The sequence below is a fragment of the Cryobacterium breve genome (assembly GCF_027594785.1).
Taxonomy (GTDB): Bacteria; Actinomycetota; Actinomycetes; order Actinomycetales; family Microbacteriaceae; genus Cryobacterium; species Cryobacterium breve_A.
Genome location: NZ_CP075584.1, coordinates 3171604 through 3189146, shown reverse-complemented (window position 1 = coordinate 3189146; position 17543 = coordinate 3171604). Strand labels below are relative to the sequence as shown.

At 68.5% G+C, this 17543-nt stretch carries 17 protein-coding genes and 2 pseudogenes; 11 read left to right on the top strand and 8 right to left on the bottom strand.

Annotated elements, in window-relative coordinates; translation table 11 throughout:
* Positions 1-67: 67 nt before the first annotated feature.
* The 4 genes and pseudogenes from KIV56_RS15515 to KIV56_RS15500 all read left to right on the top strand — a co-directional run bounded on the left by KIV56_RS15515 (position 68) and on the right by KIV56_RS15500 (position 5260).
* Positions 68-2039 (top strand): annotated as a pseudogene (locus KIV56_RS15515) (AMP-binding protein).
* A 56-nt stretch (positions 2040-2095) separates the two neighbouring features.
* Complete coding sequence (locus KIV56_RS15510; protein ID WP_281534149.1) at positions 2096-2452, top strand: DUF485 domain-containing protein; 357 nt, start codon at positions 2096-2098, stop codon at positions 2450-2452.
* Positions 2449-4075 (top strand): annotated as a pseudogene (locus tag KIV56_RS15505) (solute symporter family protein). The gene KIV56_RS15510 and the pseudogene KIV56_RS15505 overlap by 4 nt, the downstream one beginning before the upstream one ends.
* Positions 4076-4204: 129 nt before the next feature.
* Positions 4205-5260 (top strand): 2,3-butanediol dehydrogenase, encoded by a 1056-nt coding sequence (locus KIV56_RS15500; RefSeq protein ID WP_281534148.1) that lies wholly within the window; start codon positions 4205-4207, stop codon positions 5258-5260.
* 47 nt (positions 5261-5307) lie between these two features.
* Here KIV56_RS15500 and KIV56_RS15495 read toward each other — a convergent pair whose 3' ends face one another.
* The 3 genes from KIV56_RS15495 to KIV56_RS15485 form a co-directional block, all read right to left on the bottom strand.
* Complete coding sequence (locus KIV56_RS15495) at positions 5308-6090, bottom strand: SDR family oxidoreductase (RefSeq protein ID WP_281534147.1); 783 nt, start codon at positions 6088-6090, stop codon at positions 5308-5310.
* 118 nt (positions 6091-6208) lie between these two features.
* Positions 6209-6724 carry a hotdog fold thioesterase gene (locus KIV56_RS15490; protein ID WP_281534146.1) on the bottom strand — a complete coding sequence of 172 codons (516 nt, stop codon included), beginning with the start codon at positions 6722-6724 and terminating at the stop codon, positions 6209-6211.
* Positions 6725-6772: 48 nt separating this feature from the next.
* Positions 6773-7804, bottom strand: coding sequence for an alpha/beta fold hydrolase (locus tag KIV56_RS15485; RefSeq protein WP_281534145.1), 1032 nt, complete (start codon positions 7802-7804; stop codon positions 6773-6775).
* Between the two features lie 164 nt (positions 7805-7968).
* Here KIV56_RS15485 and KIV56_RS15480 point away from each other — a divergent pair, with 164 nt between their 5' ends.
* Both KIV56_RS15480 and KIV56_RS15475 read left to right on the top strand, forming a co-directional pair.
* Positions 7969-9300, top strand: a complete 1332-nt coding sequence (locus KIV56_RS15480; protein ID WP_281534144.1) for a bifunctional o-acetylhomoserine/o-acetylserine sulfhydrylase — start codon at positions 7969-7971, stop codon at positions 9298-9300.
* A 143-nt stretch (positions 9301-9443) separates the two neighbouring features.
* A complete protein-coding gene (locus KIV56_RS15475) occupies positions 9444-9869 on the top strand; it encodes a MarR family winged helix-turn-helix transcriptional regulator (RefSeq protein WP_281534143.1) in 426 nt (141 codons plus the stop codon).
* Positions 9870-9872: 3 nt separating this feature from the next.
* On the opposite strand, the gene KIV56_RS15470 is transcribed toward KIV56_RS15475, so the two are convergent.
* Both KIV56_RS15470 and KIV56_RS15465 read right to left on the bottom strand, forming a co-directional pair.
* Entirely contained in the window at positions 9873-10385 is a 513-nt protein-coding gene (locus tag KIV56_RS15470) for a CarD family transcriptional regulator (protein WP_281534142.1), read from the bottom strand.
* Between the two features lie 88 nt (positions 10386-10473).
* On the bottom strand, positions 10474-11100 hold the full coding sequence (locus KIV56_RS15465; protein WP_281534141.1) for a TetR/AcrR family transcriptional regulator: 627 nt from the start codon (positions 11098-11100) through the stop codon (positions 10474-10476).
* 122 nt (positions 11101-11222) lie between these two features.
* Between KIV56_RS15465 and metX the strand changes: the two genes are divergently transcribed.
* Positions 11223-12425 carry a homoserine O-acetyltransferase MetX gene (gene metX / locus KIV56_RS15460; protein WP_281534140.1) on the top strand — a complete coding sequence of 401 codons (1203 nt, stop codon included), beginning with the start codon at positions 11223-11225 and terminating at the stop codon, positions 12423-12425.
* A 142-nt stretch (positions 12426-12567) separates the two neighbouring features.
* On the opposite strand, the gene KIV56_RS15455 is transcribed toward metX, so the two are convergent.
* Together KIV56_RS15455 and KIV56_RS15450 are read right to left on the bottom strand one after the other, a co-directional pair.
* Entirely contained in the window at positions 12568-12726 is a 159-nt protein-coding gene (locus KIV56_RS15455; protein WP_281534139.1) for a hypothetical protein, read from the bottom strand.
* Positions 12727-12894: 168 nt separating this feature from the next.
* On the bottom strand, positions 12895-13260 hold the full coding sequence (locus tag KIV56_RS15450; protein WP_281534138.1) for a hypothetical protein: 366 nt from the start codon (positions 13258-13260) through the stop codon (positions 12895-12897).
* Between the two features lie 566 nt (positions 13261-13826).
* Between KIV56_RS15450 and KIV56_RS15445 the strand changes: the two genes are divergently transcribed.
* Positions 13827-14057 (top strand): DUF4389 domain-containing protein, encoded by a 231-nt coding sequence (locus KIV56_RS15445; RefSeq protein WP_281536181.1) that lies wholly within the window; start codon positions 13827-13829, stop codon positions 14055-14057.
* Between the two features lie 37 nt (positions 14058-14094).
* Here the strand turns inward: KIV56_RS15445 and KIV56_RS15440 are convergent, their stop codons facing one another.
* The gene (locus KIV56_RS15440) at positions 14095-14928 is read right to left on the bottom strand and encodes a hypothetical protein (protein WP_281534137.1); all 834 of its coding nucleotides are present in this window, start codon (positions 14926-14928) and stop codon (positions 14095-14097) included.
* A gap of 46 nt (positions 14929-14974) precedes the next feature.
* On the opposite strand from KIV56_RS15440, the gene KIV56_RS15435 reads away from it, so the two are divergent.
* The 3 genes from KIV56_RS15435 to KIV56_RS15425 all read left to right on the top strand — a co-directional run bounded on the left by KIV56_RS15435 (position 14975) and on the right by KIV56_RS15425 (position 17493).
* Positions 14975-15445 (top strand): sensor histidine kinase, encoded by a 471-nt coding sequence (locus KIV56_RS15435; RefSeq protein WP_281534136.1) that lies wholly within the window; start codon positions 14975-14977, stop codon positions 15443-15445.
* Complete coding sequence (locus tag KIV56_RS15430) at positions 15442-16746, top strand: hypothetical protein (protein ID WP_281534135.1); 1305 nt, start codon at positions 15442-15444, stop codon at positions 16744-16746. The genes KIV56_RS15435 and KIV56_RS15430 overlap by 4 nt, the downstream gene beginning before the upstream one ends.
* Positions 16747-16815: 69 nt before the next feature.
* Complete coding sequence (locus tag KIV56_RS15425; protein WP_281536180.1) at positions 16816-17493, top strand: response regulator transcription factor; 678 nt, start codon at positions 16816-16818, stop codon at positions 17491-17493.
* Positions 17494-17543 lie beyond the last annotated feature (50 nt).

Here is a 17543-nt window from a genome sequence, read left to right as displayed (position 1 = left end):
CATGCTATTCCCTTTTTACCCGGCGTGTGCAAGACTTCCTGAATTCTATGTATACATAGGAGCTTCAATGGGGAGGTTCACAGTGACACAGACAGCGACAGGCGCAGCGACGGGAACGCCGGGGAGCTACCGCGATTCCTGGCTGCGATCGACGGATGCCGCGACCCGCGCCGATTTCTGGCTCGAGGCATCCGCGTTCATCGACTGGACCGTGCCGCCGCGCACCGCGCTCGAGGAACGCGAGCCCGGGAGCTGGCGCTGGTTCCCGGACGGCGAGCTCAACACGAGCTACAACGCCCTCGACCGGCACGTGCTCGCCGGCCGCGGTGACCAGGCCGCGGTCATCTACGACTCCGCGATGAGCGGCACCCGGGTCAGCATCAGCTACAGCCGGCTGCTCGAACGCGTCTCCCGGTTCGCCGGGGTGCTGCGCGCCCAGGGCGTCGGCGTCGGCGACCGGGTGATCGTCTACCTGCCGATGATCCCGGAGGCGATCGTCGCGATGCTCGCGTGCGCCAGGATCGGCGCCGTGCACTCCGTGGTCTTCGGCGGCTTCGCGGCAAGCGAACTCGCCGTGCGGATCGACGACGCCCGTCCCACCGTGATCGTGACCGCGTCGGGCGGGCTCGAGCCCGGCCGCGTCGTCGAGTACCTGCCGCTCGTGAAGAAGGCCCTCGACCGCTCGAACGGTTCGGTCCGGACCGTCATCGTACGGGACCGCGAGTCGATTCCAGGGAGCGCGGCGGACTACTCCGGAGAAGAAACCGTCACGTGGCTCGACTGGGCGACCGAAGAGGATGCCGCGACCCCGGCCGAACCCGTGAGCCTCCGCTCCGAAGACCCGCTGTACATTCTCTACACCTCGGGCACGACCGGGAACCCGAAGGGCATCGTGCGCGACAACGGCGGACACGCCGTCGCCCTGGCCTGGTCGATGCGCAACATCTACGCTGCGGGCCCCGGCGACGTCTTCTGGGCGGCCTCGGACGTCGGCTGGGTCGTCGGCCACTCCTACATCGTCTACGCGCCGCTCCTCGTCGGGGCGACGACCGTCATCTACGAGGGGAAGCCGATCGGCACCCCCGACGCCGGCGCCTTCTGGCGGGTCGTCGAGGACTACAAGGTCACCGTCCTCTTCACCGCCCCGACCGCGGTCCGGGCCATCCGCCGCGTCGACCCTGAGCTCGCCGAGCCTGAAGAAGTACGACGTCTCGAGCCTGACCGGCCTCTTCCTCGCCGGGGAACGACTCGACCCCGAGACCTACCACTGGGCGAACGACGGGCTGCATTGCCCGGTGATCGACCACTGGTGGCAGACCGAGACCGGCTGGGCGATCTGCGCGAACCCGCGCGGCATCGAGGAGGTCCCGACCAAGCCGGGATCGGCGACGTTCCCGGTCGCGGGCTACGCCGTCGAGATCCTCGACTCGAAGGGACGCCCCGTGACGAAGGCCGGCAAGGAGGGCAACATCGCCATCCGACTGCCGCTTCCGCCCGGAACCCTGCTCGGCGTCTGGGGCAGCCCGGAGCGGTACGCGAGCGCCTACCTCTCCGCCTTCCCCGGCTACTACGCGACCGGCGACTCCGGCCATGTCGACGCCGACGGGTACCTCTACGTGATGGGCCGCACCGACGACGTGATCAACGTGGCCGGCCACCGGCTGTCGACCGGATCCCTCGAGGAGGTGCTCACCCTGCATCCGTCGGTCGCGGAGTGCGCCGTGCTCGGCGTGCATGACCCGCTCAAGGGCCAGCGCGCCGCCGGCTTCGTGACGCTCAAGGCCGGGGCGACGATCGACCACGACACCCTCGCGAAGGAACTCATCGGCCTCGTGCGCGAGCACGTCGGCCCGGTTGCCGCCTTCCGGGACGTCACGATCCTCGATCGGCTGCCGAAGACCCGCTCGGGCAAGATCCTGCGCAAGACGATCCGCCAGATCGTCGACGGCGAGCCGTACACGGTCCCGCCGACGATCGAGGACCCGGCAGTGCTCGACGCGCTCACGCTCGCGGTGCACGGCACCGCCCACACGCACTGACCCCTCCCCCAGACCGCACCACCCAGCACCATCCTCACCGGAGCAAAGGAGCCCCCATGACGGAATCACTGAGAGATGCACGACCGGGAGCGACGCCGTCGTCGATCGACTACGTCGCTTTCGCCCAATCGCCCCGCTTCCTCGAACTGAAGCGGAGGAGGAACCGGTTCGTCATCCCGCTCGCCGTGTTCTTCCTGGTCTGGTACTTCGGCTTCGTACTCGTCGCCGCGTACGCGCCGGCCGTGATGGCCATCCAGGTCGTCGGAAGCGTCAACCTCGGCCTCGTGCTCGGCCTCGGCCAGTTCGTCACGACCTTCGCCATCACCATGTGGTACGTGTCCTTCTCCAACAAGACCCTCGACCCGATGGGCGCAGCGCTCCGCGCCGAGCTCGAAAAGATGGAGCAGAAATGAGCGCCGGCACCATGATCGTCCAGGCCGCAGCGAAGGCCACGGAGACCAACCCCGTCCTGAACATCTCGATCTTCCTCGCCTTCGTGGCCGTCACCCTGATCGTCGTGATCCGGGCCGGACGCAACAACCGTTCCGCCGCGGACTACTACACCGGGGGCCGGTCCTTCACCGGGCCGCAGAACGGCTTCGCGATCGCGGGAGACTACCTCTCTGCGGCGTCCTTCCTCGGCATCGTCGGCGCGATCGCGATCAGCGGGTACGACGGATTCCTCTACTCGATCGGGTTCCTCGTCGCATGGCTCGTCGCGCTCCTGCTCGTCGCAGAGCCTGATGCGCAACACCGGCAAGTACACGATGGCCGACGTGCTCTCGTTCCGGCTCAAGCAGGGCCCGGTCAGGGTCGCGGCGGCGACGACGACCCTCGCCGTCTGCTTCTTCTACCTCCTGGCCCAGATGGCCGGCGCGGGCGGACTCGTGTCCCTGCTGCTCGGCATCAACGACAAGCTCGGCCAGTCGGTCGTCGTGGTCGTGGTCGGCGGGCTGATGATCCTCTACGTGCTCATCGGCGGCATGAAGGGCACCACCTGGGTGCAGATCATCAAGGCGTTCCTTCTCATCATCGGCGCCCTCGGGATGACGATCTGGGTGCTCGCGATCAACGGCTTCAACTTCTCCGGGCTGCTCGACTCGGCCGTCGCGGCCTCGATCAGCAAGCCCGCGGAGGCGATCCTCGTGCCGGGGCTCAAGTACGGGCACAACCCGCTCGACTTCATCTCCCTCGCGATCGCGCTCGTGCTCGGCACCGCCGGCCTGCCGCACGTGCTGATGCGCTTCTACACGGTCCCGAGCGCCAAGGAGGCCCGCCGCTCCGTGGTCTGGGCGATCTGGCTCATCGGCGCGTTCTACCTCTTCACCCTCGTGCTCGGCTTCGGCGCCGCGGCGCTCGTCGGCGCCGACGTCATCGCGGCGGCTCCCGGCGGGGTCAACTCCGCGGCGCCGCTCCTCTCGCTCGCGCTCGGCGGACCGCTCCTGCTCGGCTTCATCTCGGCGATCGCCTTCGCCACGATCCTCGCGGTCGTCGCCGGCATCACGATCACCGCGGCGACCTCCTTCGCGCACGACATCTACATGAGCGTGATCAAGAAGGGCAAGGGTGACCCGGACAGCGAAGTCAAGGTCGCCCGTCGCACCGTCATCGTGATCGGCATCCTCGCGATCGCGGGCGGCATCGGCGTGCAGGGCCAGAACATCGCGTTCCTCGTGGCGCTCGCCTTCGCCGTCGCGGCGAGCGCGAACCTCCCGACGATCCTCTACTCGCTGTTCTGGCGCGGCTTCACCACCCGCGGCGCGGTCTGGAGCATGTACGGCGGCCTCGCCGCGGCGATGATCCTGATCATCTTCTCCCCGGTGTTCTCCGGCACGCCGACGTCGATGTTCGGTGCGGGGGTCAACTTCGCGTGGTTCCCGCTCAGCAACCCCGGCATCGTCTCGATCCCGATCGGCTTCTTCCTCGGCTGGCTCGGCTCCGTCACGAGCACCCGCAAGGAGGACCCGCTGCTCGCCGCCGAGATGTCGGTGCGCTCCCTGACCGGCCACGGCGCCGAGAAGGCCGTGGAGCACTAATCCCACCTTCGCACCAACGCTACCCCCCTCGGCCGCCCCCTCAGCCGAGGGGGGTATCGTCGACGGCGGACTAGAGGACCGGGCCTATGCCCGTGTCGGGTCCACAAAGAGACACTGGAGAAGTATCCGATGAAAGCTGCACGTTTCCACGGCCGGAAAGACGTCCGGATTGAGAACATCGAGGAACCGGAGACCCGCAGCGGAACGGTGAAGATCGCTGTTGCCTGGTGCGGGATCTGCGGTACGGACCTGCACGAATACCTGGAAGGCCCGATCTTCATCTCGGCGCCGGGTCACCCCCATCCGCTCTCCCACGAATCACTTCCCGTCACGCTCGGCCATGAGTTCTCGGGAACCATTGAGGAGATCGGCGACGGCGTGGAAGGACTCAGCGTCGGGGACAACGTGGTCGTCGAACCCTATTTCGTGTGCGACGAATGCCCGCCGTGCAAGGCCGGAAACTACCACCTGTGCGAGAAGATGGGCTTCATCGGCCTCGCCGGCGGCGGCGGCGGTCTGAGCGAGAAGGTCGTCGTCGACCAGCGCTGGGTCCACCCGATCGGCGATATCCCCCTCGACGAAGCCGCCCTGATCGAACCGCTCTCGGTCGCGCACCACGCCGTGGTCCGGAGCGGGGCGAAGGCCGGGGACGTGGCCATCGTCGGCGGCGCCGGACCCATCGGGCTGCTGACGGCCGCGATCCTCAAGGGCATCGGCGTGACGACGATCATCTCCGAGCTCAGCGCGGCCCGCAAGGAGAAGGCCCGCTCGAGCGGCGTCGCCGACTTTGTGATCGACCCGACCGAGCAGGACCTCAAGGCCCGCGTCCTCGAAATCACCGGGGGCGTCGGCACGGATGTCGCGTTCGAGTGCGCCGGCGTCAACGCGGTCCTCGACGCGATGCTCGACGCCCTGCGCCCGGCAGGGGTGCTCGTCAACGTCTCCATCTGGGGGCACCCGGCCACCGTCGACATGCAGAAGCTCGTTCTCAAGGAGATCGACCTGCGCGGCACGATCGCCTACGTGCGGGACCACGAACAGACCGTCGAACTGGTCCGGTCCGGCGCGATCGACCTGAAGCCATTCATCACCGGTCGGATCGCCCTCGACAATCTGGTCGCCGAAGGTTTCGACACCCTCGTGAACCACAACGAAACAGCGGTGAAGATCCTGGTCCACCCGTAGGTCCCGGCAACCGGGCTTCAGACCGGCAGGTGTCAGACCGGCAGGCGTCAGTCTTTCGGCACCAGCGGCCCTCGCGCGACGCGCGTGGGGGCCGCCTGCGCGAGGGGCTTGACCGTGATCAGGTCGAGGTTGACGTGGGCGGGCAGCTCGACGCTCAGCACGATCGTCTCGGCGATGTCCTCCGCGGTGAGCGGGTTCTCCACGCCGACGTAGGCGGCAGCGGCCTTCTCCGGGTCGCCGCCGAACCGGACGAGGCCGAATTCCTCTGTCTTGACCATGCCGGGCGCGATCTCGATCACCCGGATCGGCTCGCCGTTGAGTTCGAGCCGCAGCACCTCCACGAGGGCGTGGGCCGCGAACTTCGCGGCGTTGTAACCGCCGCCGCCGAGGTACGCGACGTGACCGGCGATCGACGTGACCGTGACGATGTCTGCGCTGCCCGCGGCATCCGTGCGGAGCGTCTCCCGCAGTAGCGGCAGCACGGCACTCGTGACCCGCTTGACCGCGAGCACGTTGATCTCGAACATCCACGCCCAGTCCTCGACGGGGGCGCTTTCGACGCTGTCGAGGCCGCGGGCGCCGCCGGCATTGTTCACGAGGGCGTGCACGGGGCCGGATGCCGCGAGATGGTCGCGGAGGGCGTCGACATCGGCCTGCACCGTCAGGTCCGCAGTGAAGACATCGGCGCCGGTTTCCTCGGCGAGCGCCGCGAGCCGGTCGGCGCGCCTGGCGACGCCGACGACGTCCCAGCCGTGTGCCCGGAACAGCCGCACCGTGGCCGCCCCGATTCCCGAACTCGCACCGGTCACTACAACTCGCTTGTTTGCCATGGTCCCATTCTGGCGGCACGAGCGGCAGTCGGGACGCACCAGGGCCCCACCCTGCGCCCACCCGGTGGTTGCCGCCGTGCTTCCAGGTCGTTCGCGCGGCCCTCGCTCGCCCGCGCGCTCAGTTCGGCGATCCGCTCCTCGAGCGGCGCAGTTCCGGTGATACGTAGTCGCTCGGTCGTTCGATCACCGCGAGCGTGCACCGCGAAACGCAGACGAGACGCTCGCGGTCATCGCTGATCTTCACCTCCCAGACCTGGGCTCGTGCACCGAGATGGATTGGGCGGGCGACTCCCGTCACCCATCCACTCGCGACGGGCCGGAGGTGGTTGGCATTGATCTCCATCCCGACCACATGGAATAGGTGTCGATCGATCGCGAGGTATCCCGCGATCGACGTGAGCGTCTCCGCAAAGGCGACGGACGCACCGCCGTGGAGCACCCCGGCCGGTTGCGTCGTGCGGGTATCCACGGGCATCCGACCCCGCAGGGCATCGGGCGCGATGTCGGTGAGTTCGATGCCGAGCGTCTCGATGAGACACCGTCGGCCCATGTTCTCGAGGACGCGCAGCGAGACGTCTCCGTGCCAGATCGAAGGGGTGGGGGCGGGTGCAGTGGTAGCGGTGTCGTGAGTCATCCCACCAGCGTGCGGCCTGCGGCGCGCACGGTCAGGCGGGAAACTACCTCACTTGGTCGGTTCCGTCCGGTCCCGATGGGTGGCGTACCACGCGGCTACCTGTGCCCGTGATCGAAAGCCGAGGCGCAGGCGAATTCGTTCGACGTGGCCCTCGGCCGACCGTTCGTCGATTCCCAGCCGGGCGGCAATTTCGCGGTTCGTGCATCCCTCACTGATCAACGCCGCAACCTCGCTCTGGCGAGCCGTCAGGGTCCGGGACCCACGCGGGGCGACACGAGCGCCCAGGAAGCGGCGCACGGTCGCTACGAGCTCATGGGTGTCCCCGGCGTAGGGCAGGTGCGAGCGACCGGGTAGCACCACGAGCCGCGCACCGGCGATGCCCTCGGCGAGCGCCGCGGCCTGCGCGACGGGAGCGGCGCGGTCGTCGGCGCGGTGCACCACCAGCGTCGGGGTGCGCACCTCGCCGAGAAGGCCCGTGACCTCGAGTTCGTAGCTCAGCGCCAGCATCGCCCGCGCGGTCGCGGAGGTCGAGCAGGCCCGTTGGTAGCGACCGAACTGGGCGCGCATCGCGGCATCGGCGTCGGGCGCGAAGATGTCGGTGAGCACGTCGGAACCGAGTCCCCAGTGCGCCTCGATCAGCCCGAGGACGTGCTCGCGCACGCTGGGCGGGGAGACCTCCGCGCCGGACGCCCAGCCGCCGTACAGCACCAGCCGCCGCACGGTATCCGGATGCGCCGCCGCCCACGCCACGGCGACCAACGCACCCATCGACGTGCCGATGAGGTCGAACGGCTCCGGACCGAGCTGCGCGACGACCGCGGCGAGCTGCTCCAGCTCGAAGTCCATCGACGGCGGCCGGCTCGTCGGAGCCGACAGGCCGCATCCGGCGCGGTCGTACCGGATGAGCCGGCGGTCCGTCGCCAGGCTCTCGTAGAATGACCGCTCCTCGGGCAGCTGCCAGCTGAGCTCGAGGTGACTGAGCCACCCCGCGATGTACACGAGCGGCCGACCGGCGCCGGCCGAGGCGTACGCGACGCCGGTGCCATCGGCCGCTTCCACACGCGCAATCTCTTGCTGCATGCACCCATTCTGCTCGCGGCACGCGGCGCAGGCTCCGCCGCCCGGGCACACCCGTAGATGACGCCGTGTTTCGGCGCCATTGCCGACCCCGCGAACGCGTGCCTAGACTCGCAGCCAAGAGCGATGGACGGTCCACGCTCGTCACGGATTACAGGGAGTTCTTCATGAGCGACAACGCGGCCGCCTGGCAGTTCGAAACCAAGCAGGTGCACTCGGGCGCGCACCCCGACCCGGTCACCAACGCACGCGCCACCCCGATCTACCAGACCACGTCCTACGTGTTCAACAACGCGCAGCACGCCCAGAACCTGTTCGCACTCGCCGAATTCGGCAACATCTACACCCGCATCATGAACCCGACCCAGGCCGTCGTCGAAGAGCGCATCGCCGCGCTCGAAGGCGGCACCGCGGCACTGCTCCTCGCCTCCGGCCAGGCCGCATCGACCTTCGCCGTGCTGAACATCGCCCAGGCCGGCGACCACATCGTCTCCTCGAGTTCGATCTACGGCGGAACCTACAACCTCTTCAAGTACACCCTCGCCAAGCTCGGCATCGAGACGACCTTCGTCGAGGACCAGGACGACGCCGCAGAGTGGGCCCGCGCCGTGCGCCCGAACACCAAGCTGTTCTTCGCCGAGACCATCGGCAACCCCAAGATCAACGTTCTCGACATCTCGCTCGTCGCGGACGTCGCCCACTCCAATGGCGTACCCCTCATCGTCGACAGCACGATCGCGACCCCCTACCTGATCCGCCCGTTCGAGCACGGCGCCGACATCATCGTGCACTCGGCCACCAAGTTCCTCGGCGGCCACGGCGCGATCATCGGCGGCGTCATCGTCGACGGCGGCACCTTCGAGTGGTCGAAGAACGTCGAGAAGTTCCCGGGCCTCACCGAGCCGGACCCGTCCTACCACGGCGTCAGCTACACCGGCGCGGTCGGCGACGGCATCGCATACATCATCAAGGCGCGCGTGCAGCTGCTCCGCGACCTCGGCAGCGCCATCGCCCCCGCGAGCGCGTGGCAGCTGATCCAGGGCATCGAGACCCTGAGCCTGCGCATCGAGCGCCACGTGCAGAACGCCCAGGACATCGCAGAGTGGCTCGAGAACCACCCGGACATCGCCTCGGTCAACTACGCCGGCCTGCCGTCGAGTCCCTGGTACGCGACCGCCAACAAGTACGCCCCCAAGGGCGTCGGCGCCGTGGTCTCCTTCGAGCTCAAGGGCGGGGTGGATGCCGGCCGCGCGCTCGTCGACAACCTCGAGCTCTTCAGCCACCTGGCCAACATCGGCGACGTCCGTTCGCTCGTGATCCACCCGGCCTCGACCACGCATGCCCAGCTCACCCCTGAGCAGCAGCTCACGAGCGGCGTCACCCCCGGCCTCGTGCGCCTGTCCGTCGGGATCGAGAACATCATCGACCTCAAGGCCGACCTCGAGCAGGGACTCGCCGCGGCCCGCGCCGTGGTCGAGGCCTCCCGCGCGAACGCCTGAGTCACCAGCACCCCGAACCGATTCGACGGAGATTCTGCCGGAATTGTACGTTGCAGGCCGTTTTCGGGCCGCGCGAGGCACAATCTCCGTCGAATTGGTTCACAGAACGATCCGGATGACGCGTCCGTGAATATCCTGTCGGTATGACTGACCTGCGACCGATCGGATACTGGCTCAAGCTCGTCGACCAACTGATCAACGAGCAATTCGCGACGACCCTCGAGGAACACGGGGTGACGCGGCGGCAGTGGCAGCTGCTCGGGATGCTGTCCCGTGGCCCCGCCTCCGTCGACCAGCTCACCCGCGAGGTCGCTCCGTTCCTCGACGCCGAGGGCGAGACCGTCGTCGAGCACCTCGCCGAACTCGTCGAGAGCGGTTGGGTCACCGTGTCGGAGGCCGGGTACGCGATCACCGACCGCGGCCGGATCGCCTATCAGCGCCTCGCCGAGGTCGTCGCGGTGAACCGGGAAGCCGCGACCGAGGACGTCAGCCCAGCCGATTACGCCACGACCCTCGCCACCCTCGAGCGGGTCGCGCGCAACCTCGGCTGGACCGGCGAGCCGGAGTAGTCCCTAGGCCGCGGTGGTGTCGGTCGCGGGGATCGAGCTTGCCAGCACGGTGTCGAGGACGGCGGATGCCTCTTCGCTCGTCGAGTTCTGGGCGAGCGCGAGTTCGGACACGAGCACCTGACGGGCCTTGACGAGCATGTTCTTCTCGCCGGCGGACACGCCGCGTTCCTGGTCACGACGCCACAGGTCGCGGACGACCTCGCCGACGCGGTAGACGCTGCCGCTCGCCATCTTCTCCTGGTTGGCCTTGTACCGGCGCGACCAGTTCCCCGGCTCTTCGACGAAGGATTCGCGGAGCACGTCGAAGACGGCCTGGACGCCGGCGTTGTCGATGACGTCGCGCACGCCGACGAGCTCGGCGTTCTCGATCGGCAGCTTGATCGTGAGGTCGTTCGCGTGCACGGTGAGGGTCATGAACTTCTTCTCAATCCCCTTCACAGCGCGGGTCGTGATTTCGGTGATGGTGACCGCGCCGTGGTGCGGGTAGACCAGGGTTTCTCCCACGGTGAAATTCATGTGCTGCCTCTGTTCGTTGGTGATGCGGGGTTCTCGCGACCATCGTCGGTCGGTCGTGTGGTGGTTTGCGGGTGCAGGGCGAGCGGCGCTAGGCCGCGTCGACCAGCCATACGGGTAAGAATTCGACCAGCTGGTCGACGATCTCGTCGTCCGTGACGTCGAGCTGGCCGCGCATCCAGGCGCTGATCAGGGTGAGCGCTCCCCCGGCCACATAGGTGGCGAAGGATTCGGGATGTACGACCCGGGGAGCACCGGAGAGCGCCACGAGCGATTCGACGAGGCGGCGCGAGTACGCCTCGATCTCGTCGTCGTATGCCGTGCGGGTGATCGGAAGGTCGAGCACGCTCGCGTAGAGCGGATAGTGCTCCACGATGTGGGAAATGAGACGCTGGTAGCCGGCGCGTGCCGCCTGAGCCCCGGTGAGGTCGTCGCTGCGCAGGTCGAACCCGGTCACACCGATCTCGGCGAACTGCTCACGGAGGAAACCGGTCGCGAGATCATCGAGGCTGCTGAAGTGCGCATAGAACGAACTGCGGCTGATCGAGGCCGTGCGTACGATGTCGCTGACCGAGACGGATGCGACGCGCTGGGTCATGAGAGTGCGGACCGCCGAGAAAATGGCCTGCCTGGTGCGCTCCGCCCGCGGGTCCGAGGCACGCACGGCGCTGATTGTACCGCGCACCGCGGGTTCTCGGACATACTCGGTGCGGGTCATCAGGACAGTCTAGCACTTCTCGGACACCTGTCCGAGAAGTGGCAGCGTGCGTGACAAGCGCGCGTGACAAGCGCGCGTAACAAAAGGACGCGGGCGCGTCCGAGCGGGCAGAATGAGGGCATATGGAATGGCAGACCTCGGCGGACACGGTCCCGTCCAGCTTCATCACCGAGGCTCAGACGCGCTCGCTGCTCGGCAAACCCCCGGCGACGGGCGCGTGGCGCGATGGCGACCCCGTCGGCAACCGCAGGTTCCAGGACGTGGGCCCGCTCGAGCTCGAGGCCGGCGGACGGCTGGGTGCCATACGGATCGCCTACGAGACGTGGGGCGAGCTCTCGCCCGCGCGGGACAACGCGGTGCTCGTGCTGCACGCCCTCACCGGGGACAGCCATCTCCTCGGCGCGGCGGGGCCCGGCCACGCGACCGCCGGCTGGTGGGGCGGCATCGTCGGCCCCGGTCTCGCCATCGACACCGACCGCTATTTCGTTGTCGCGCCGAACATGCTCGGTGGCTGCCAGGGCAGCACGGGCCCGTCGTCACTCGCCCCGGACGGCTCGGAGTGGGGCATCCGCTTCCCCTACCTGACCATTCGCGATCAGGTAGCCGCACAGGTCGCCTTCGCCGATCGGATCGGGATCGATGCCTGGGCCCTCGTCGTCGGCGGGTCGATGGGCGGAATGCATGCCCTCGAATGGGCGATCGACCAGCCGGACCGGGTGGACCGGCTCGCGATCCTCGCCGCGCCCCCGGTGACGACGGCCGACCAGATCGCCCTGAATTCGGTGCAGATCGAAGCCATCCGCAGCGACCCTCTCTTCCGGTCCGGCGACTACTACGACGCCGTCGATGGCGAGGGCCCGACCCGCGGGCTCGCCCTCGCCCGGCGGATGGCCCTGCTGAACTACCGCAGTCCCACAGAGCTCAACGAACGATTCGAACGCGGCTGGCAGAGTCGGATCTCCCCGCTGGGTTCTGGCGGCCGGTTCGCCGTCGAGTCCTACCTCGATTTCCACGGCAATAAGTTCACCCGCCGTTTCGACGCGAACAGCTACATCGTCCTCGTCGAGGCGATGAATTCCCACGACGTGTCCCGCGGTCGCGGCTCGCTCGCCGAGGCCCTCTCTTCGATCGCGGCGACCACCCTCGTCGTCGGGATCGACAGCGACCGGCTCTTCCCCGTCGAAGGCCAGCGCCGGATCGCGGCGCACCTGCGCAACGGCCTCGACGGCACCGAACCCGTCGTGCTCTCCTCGAGCTACGGCCACGACGGGTTCCTGATCGAGAATGCCGCCGTCGGCGAGCAACTCGGCCGCCTCCTCCGCTGACTTTCCGCTGACCTTCCGCTGCCCGGCGAGCGCTGCCCGGCGATTGACAGGGCAGGCATTCCGGACGACCCTGACAGGGAACCCGGCCACCGCCTGCCTGATCAGCCCGCCCAGCGAGGAGGAGTCCCGTGATGAAAGCCGGCTACGTCGTCATGGTCATCGTCGGAACGCTGCTCACCCTTTCCGGCATCGGCATGCTCGCCGGCGGCGTCGCCGCGGCGACGGTCGCGGCCGGGCAGGGCAGGGACGGATTCCTGACCACTCCATCCGGCACGTTGTCGGTGGCCTCGTACGCGATCACTTCGCCGAACCTCGAGACCGGCACAGGGACGGGCACAGGCACGGAGAGCGGCACTCAGGCGGGCTCCGGCGGGATACCCGCCGGGCTCGCGACCGTGATGCTCGAGGCGACAAGCGCCCGCGGCACCGGGGTCTTCATCGGTATCGGGCCGCGGTCAGAAGTGGAGCGTTACCTCGCCTCCGTCGCGCATAGCGAGCTCACCTCCGTGAACTCCTCGCCGTTCCGCACCGAGTACCGCGAGGTCCCCGGCAGCAGGCGTCCCGCCCGCCCCGGCAGCCAGCCCTGGTGGACGGTCGCGGCCTCCGGGCCGGGAACGCAACGCGTCGTCTGGCCGGTCGAGGGCGGCGACTGGGCCGTCGTCGTCATGAACGCGGATGCGACCCAGGGCGTCGACGTGCAGGCGCGGGCCGGCGTCCGGTCAGCACTCTTCGTGCCCGCGGCGGTCGCACTGCTGCTCGGCGGCGGCCTGCTGCTCGTGGCCGGGGTGCTCCTCGTGATCTTCGGCGCGATGGGGCTCGGCAGGCGAGACCCCACGGAGGGTCCGAGCGGGCACGCCGACAACACTGTCGGCACTGCCGGCCCGCCGGGCCCGCCCGGTCCGGTCTACCCTGCGCGCCTCGAGGGCACCCTGCAACCCGACCTGTCCAGGGGCCTGTGGCTCGTGAAATGGATCCTGATCTTCCCGCACGTCGTCGTTCTGTTCTTCCTCTGGTTCGCCGCGTCCGTGACGACGATCGTCGCGGGCTTCGCCATCCTGTTCACCGGCCGGTACCCCCGCTCGCTCTTCACCTTCAACGTGGGCGTGCTGCGCTGGAGCCTGGCGGGTCGCCTTCTACTCGTATTCGGCGCTCGGCACCGACCGGTACCCGCCGTTCAGCCTCGCACCGGCCGACTACCCCGCGGACCTCGACATCGCCTACCCCGAGCGGCTGTCCCACGGGCTCGTCCTGGTCAAGTGGTGGCTGCTCGCCATCCCGCAGATTCTCATCGTGACCGCCCTGACCAGCACCCCGACCGCGCGCTACACGATCGGGAACACCACCTATTCGACGACGACCGGGGTATCACTGCTCGGCCTCCTCGTGTTCATTGCCGGACTGATGCTGTTGTTCACGGGCCGTTACCGGCAGCCCCTGTTCGATTTCATCCTGGGCATCAATCGATGGGTGTTCCGGGTCGTCGTGTACACGGCACTGTTCCGGGACGAATACCCGCCATTCCGCCTCGACCAGGGAGGTATGGAACCAGGCGTCAGGGACTCGGGCCGCGCCGAAACGGGGGGCACCGGGTCGGGGGTAATCGACGAGGCTGCTAGGGTGAAAACAACCTGAGGAATCACGGATGCTGACCCGACAAAGCTCGAGGCGCCTAACTGTTCCCCCTGGACGCGCCCAAATGCCGCCGGCGCTCCCCTTCCAGCCGGATCCCCCCACTCGCGTGGCCCGTAAACAAGGCACATTCGCGAAACTGAGTGCCGCGCGCGTGTCGAAACCCGCCGCGTCCGGATATGGTGCTCTGTGGAGCACGACGAGGGGCAATGCTACGGGTATGCAACGCATTTTCAAGGAACGGGATCGGCTGCTGCGCAAGGGCGCACAGCTGACCGGTCTTGCGGGTTCCATCGCCGCGTTCCTGGCCCTTCTGATACCGGGCGGCCCCGACCGGTTGGCGCTCGCCCTGAGCCTTCCCCTTCTTCTCGTGATAGTCGGCGCCCAGTACCTGCTCGGCCGCAACGGGCACCTGAGGTGGGCTGCGGTCATCGTCGTCTGCGGTGTGGCGATGGTCCTCGTCATCGGCTTCGTCGGCCGGGGAACATCGGGACTCAACCTCGGCGAACAGGCTGTGATCGCGTGCGTCGCCTCTCCTGTGATCGGTTGCGTCGCGCTGGTGCTCGTCACCACAGGGCGCCGGCTCATCCTGTTGGGCGCCGCCTTCGGCACGACCCTCGCGAGCGTGCTCAGTGCTTCGCGGCTCACCGATGACGCCCTCGTGCCGGTCATGCTCACCCTCACCGGCTGGTTCGCGATCGCGATCGCCGGCTGGTGGATCGCGCAGAGCATTCCCCGCGTCATGCAGCGCATCGCCGAGATCGGCCGCGCCCACCTCGCCGAACGGCACGCGAGCGAGCTCGAGGCCCAGCGCCGCCAGGACGCCAGGCTCCTGCACGACACCGTCCTCGCCACGCTCACCCTGCTCGCGCACTCCGGCGTCGGCGTGAGCCCCGCCGCCTTGCGCCAGCAGGCCGGGGATGACGCCAGGCTGCTCAGGCAGGCTCCGGCTCGGCGGGCTGCCGACCCCGCACCGCTCGGGGGTCTACACGCTCGAGCGCGCCTCCGAGTCGACCCTCGGCAGCACCCTCGAATCCGTGAAACAGCGCTTCAAGCGAATGGGACTCGAGGTGGACTGGCACGGGAGCGGGCAGGTCCTGCTGCCGAGCACCGTCCTGGACTCCTTCCTGCTCGCTCTCGGCGAGTGCCTCGAGAACGTGCGCAGGCACGCCGGGGTCGCCCGCGCCGACGTCACGATCACCGACGACGACACGACGGTGCGCGCCATGGTCACCGACGCGGGCGTCGGCTTCGACCTCGCAGCGGTCAGCCCGGAACGCCTCGGCTTCGCCGAGTCCGTCGTCGCCAGGCTCCGCGACGTCGGCGGCAACGCCCGACTGTTCTCCTCCCCTGGCTCGGGAACGACCGTTGTGCTCGAGGTGCCCAAGTGAGCGGCCGCAGCGCCACCGTCCAGCCCGAGCGCGGCATCCATCGCCCGGCCCGGCGCGTGGCCACAGAGGCCGGCCCGCTCGCGGAGCACGGACGCCAGGAACGCCAGGACCGGCGCCGCAGCTTCCGCCGGCCGGAACGCACCGTCAAGACGACGCGTGCCAACCAGATCGGCCTCGGTGGACGCCACCTCGGAATCGGCCTCTCCGTCGCCGGGGGCATCGTCGCCGCCTACCTGCTCTGGGAATGCCTCGAGCAGTTGCCCCGTTACTCGACTCCCGTCCCGACCCTCGTGGCCTGGGTGATCCTGGTCGCGGCGACGGCATTCACCATCGCCGTCGTGCAACGGCTATCCGCGCGGATGCCCGACTGGCTGTTCGCCGCGGCCCTCGCATCGGCGGCCGTCGTCGTTGCGCTCGACCTGGCCGGGTCCCACGCCGGCGCCGACCGGGGCGTCTTCCCGACGGCGGCCGCCGCCGTCGGGAGCCTGCTGATCGCGCTCGTGACGGTTCGGCGCGGCAGGGACGTCGTCTCCTCGACGGCCGTCCTGGGCACGCTCCTGGCCGTGTTCGCGGTAACAGAGCCGCGGAGCGACCCGCTGTCCTTCGCGCCGGAGCTCGTCGCGTTCGGCCTCGCCGTGATCCCCCCACTCCTCGGCGTCGCAATCGTTCGCTCGTTCCATCGCATGGTGCAGCGCGAACTGGACCTCGTGCTCGTGCAGAGCACGGTCTCCCAGCCGAGGTTCGCGGTGGGCATGCTCGCCTCGGAGGAACTCGCGCGGATCGACCTCGACGCGGAGACCCTGCTCGACGACGTGGCCAAGGGCCGCACCGCGCTCCCCCTCAACGCGGCCAAGTCGACGACCGCGTCGTCGCTCGCGACCCAGTTGCGGCTGCACCTGATCCAGGGCCGCAAAGAGACCTGGCTGTACCACGCCATCACGGAGTCCGAGTTCCTCGGCCCCTCGGTGAGCCTCAACGACCCGGCCGGGCTCGCCGGGCTGCTCGACCCCGCCCAGCGTGACGCCCTGCTGCGCACCATCTGGCTCCTCATCAGCGACACCCAACGCCCCGAGGCATCCGTCGCTCTCTCCCTCGGTCCGATCCGTCCAACGAATGGCCTGATCGACCGCCAAAAGTTACGATTCCCCATCGAATTGGCCACGACGGGTGTGCCTCGGCGCAGGGTCGACCCCGAGACGTGGCAAGCTATCCGGGTGGTTGGCCCGCACATCGCGTCGAGCCGGGGTGGCAGTCTCCACGTGGAGATCGACTGCAGCATTGACAATCCCGCAGATGCGTGAAATTTTCTGGTCCGGCATCGCCGGGCTTCCAGTCGGATGCACAGGCAACAGGAGGCAACAGTGACGAACATCAGCACGACGACCCGGGCGGTGCCCAGTCGGGAGAATCCGATCCGGCTGGCTCTCGTGGACGACCACAGGATGCTGCTCGGGGCGTTGACGGAGTGGATCCGCGGCGCCGCAGACGACATCAACATGGTCGCCGCGGTGACGACGTGGCCGGAACTCCTGACCCACCCCGAATTCCCGGTCGACGTCGTTCTCCTGGACCTCGACCTCAAGGACAACATCCCCGTTTCGCTCAAGATCTCGACCCTCAAGACGGCCGGCGTCAAGACCGTCCTGATGAGCACGTACTCGGAGCCGGGCCTCGTGCGCGAGGCACTCGCCGCCGGGGCGCTCGGCTACCTCGTGAAGAGCGAAGAGGCGGGCATGATCGTCGACGCGATCCGGGCCGCGTTCGACGGAGAGTCCTACATCTCCGCTGAACTCGACGAAGCGCTCAGCGCGGGTACCGGCGGCGGCTCACCGCGACTGAGTGCCCAGGAACGCCGCGTGATGGCGCTCTACGGTGCCGGCGAACCCGTCAAGGCCGTCGCCCACCAGCTCGGCATCTCCGAGGAGACCGCCAAGTCGTACCTCAAGCGGATTCGCGAGAAGTACCGCCTGGCCGGCTTCGACGTCGGAACCAAGGTCGCGCTGCGGAAGCGCGCGATCCACGACGGGATCCTGCTGCAAACGGACTGAGCACAAGCACCCCACCCCTGTCGGAGTCTTCCGTGACCCGCCGCAGGCGC

Coding starts and splice junctions, on each gene's coding strand:
- KIV56_RS15510 (WP_281534149.1), top strand. CDS start 2,096: ATGACGGAATCACTGAGAGATGCACGACCGGGAGCGACGCCGTCGTCG.
- KIV56_RS15500 (WP_281534148.1), top strand. CDS start 4,205: ATGAAAGCTGCACGTTTCCACGGCCGGAAAGACGTCCGGATTGAGAAC.
- KIV56_RS15495 (WP_281534147.1), bottom strand. CDS start 6,090: ATGGCAAACAAGCGAGTTGTAGTGACCGGTGCGAGTTCGGGAATCGGG.
- KIV56_RS15490 (WP_281534146.1), bottom strand. CDS start 6,724: ATGACTCACGACACCGCTACCACTGCACCCGCCCCCACCCCTTCGATC.
- KIV56_RS15485 (WP_281534145.1), bottom strand. CDS start 7,804: ATGCAGCAAGAGATTGCGCGTGTGGAAGCGGCCGATGGCACCGGCGTC.
- KIV56_RS15480 (WP_281534144.1), top strand. CDS start 7,969: ATGAGCGACAACGCGGCCGCCTGGCAGTTCGAAACCAAGCAGGTGCAC.
- KIV56_RS15475 (WP_281534143.1), top strand. CDS start 9,444: ATGACTGACCTGCGACCGATCGGATACTGGCTCAAGCTCGTCGACCAA.
- KIV56_RS15470 (WP_281534142.1), bottom strand. CDS start 10,385: ATGAATTTCACCGTGGGAGAAACCCTGGTCTACCCGCACCACGGCGCG.
- KIV56_RS15465 (WP_281534141.1), bottom strand. CDS start 11,100: ATGACCCGCACCGAGTATGTCCGAGAACCCGCGGTGCGCGGTACAATC.
- metX (WP_281534140.1), top strand. CDS start 11,223: ATGGAATGGCAGACCTCGGCGGACACGGTCCCGTCCAGCTTCATCACC.
- KIV56_RS15445 (WP_281536181.1), top strand. CDS start 13,827: ATGCTGTTGTTCACGGGCCGTTACCGGCAGCCCCTGTTCGATTTCATC.
- KIV56_RS15435 (WP_281534136.1), top strand. CDS start 14,975: ATGACGCCAGGCTGCTCAGGCAGGCTCCGGCTCGGCGGGCTGCCGACC.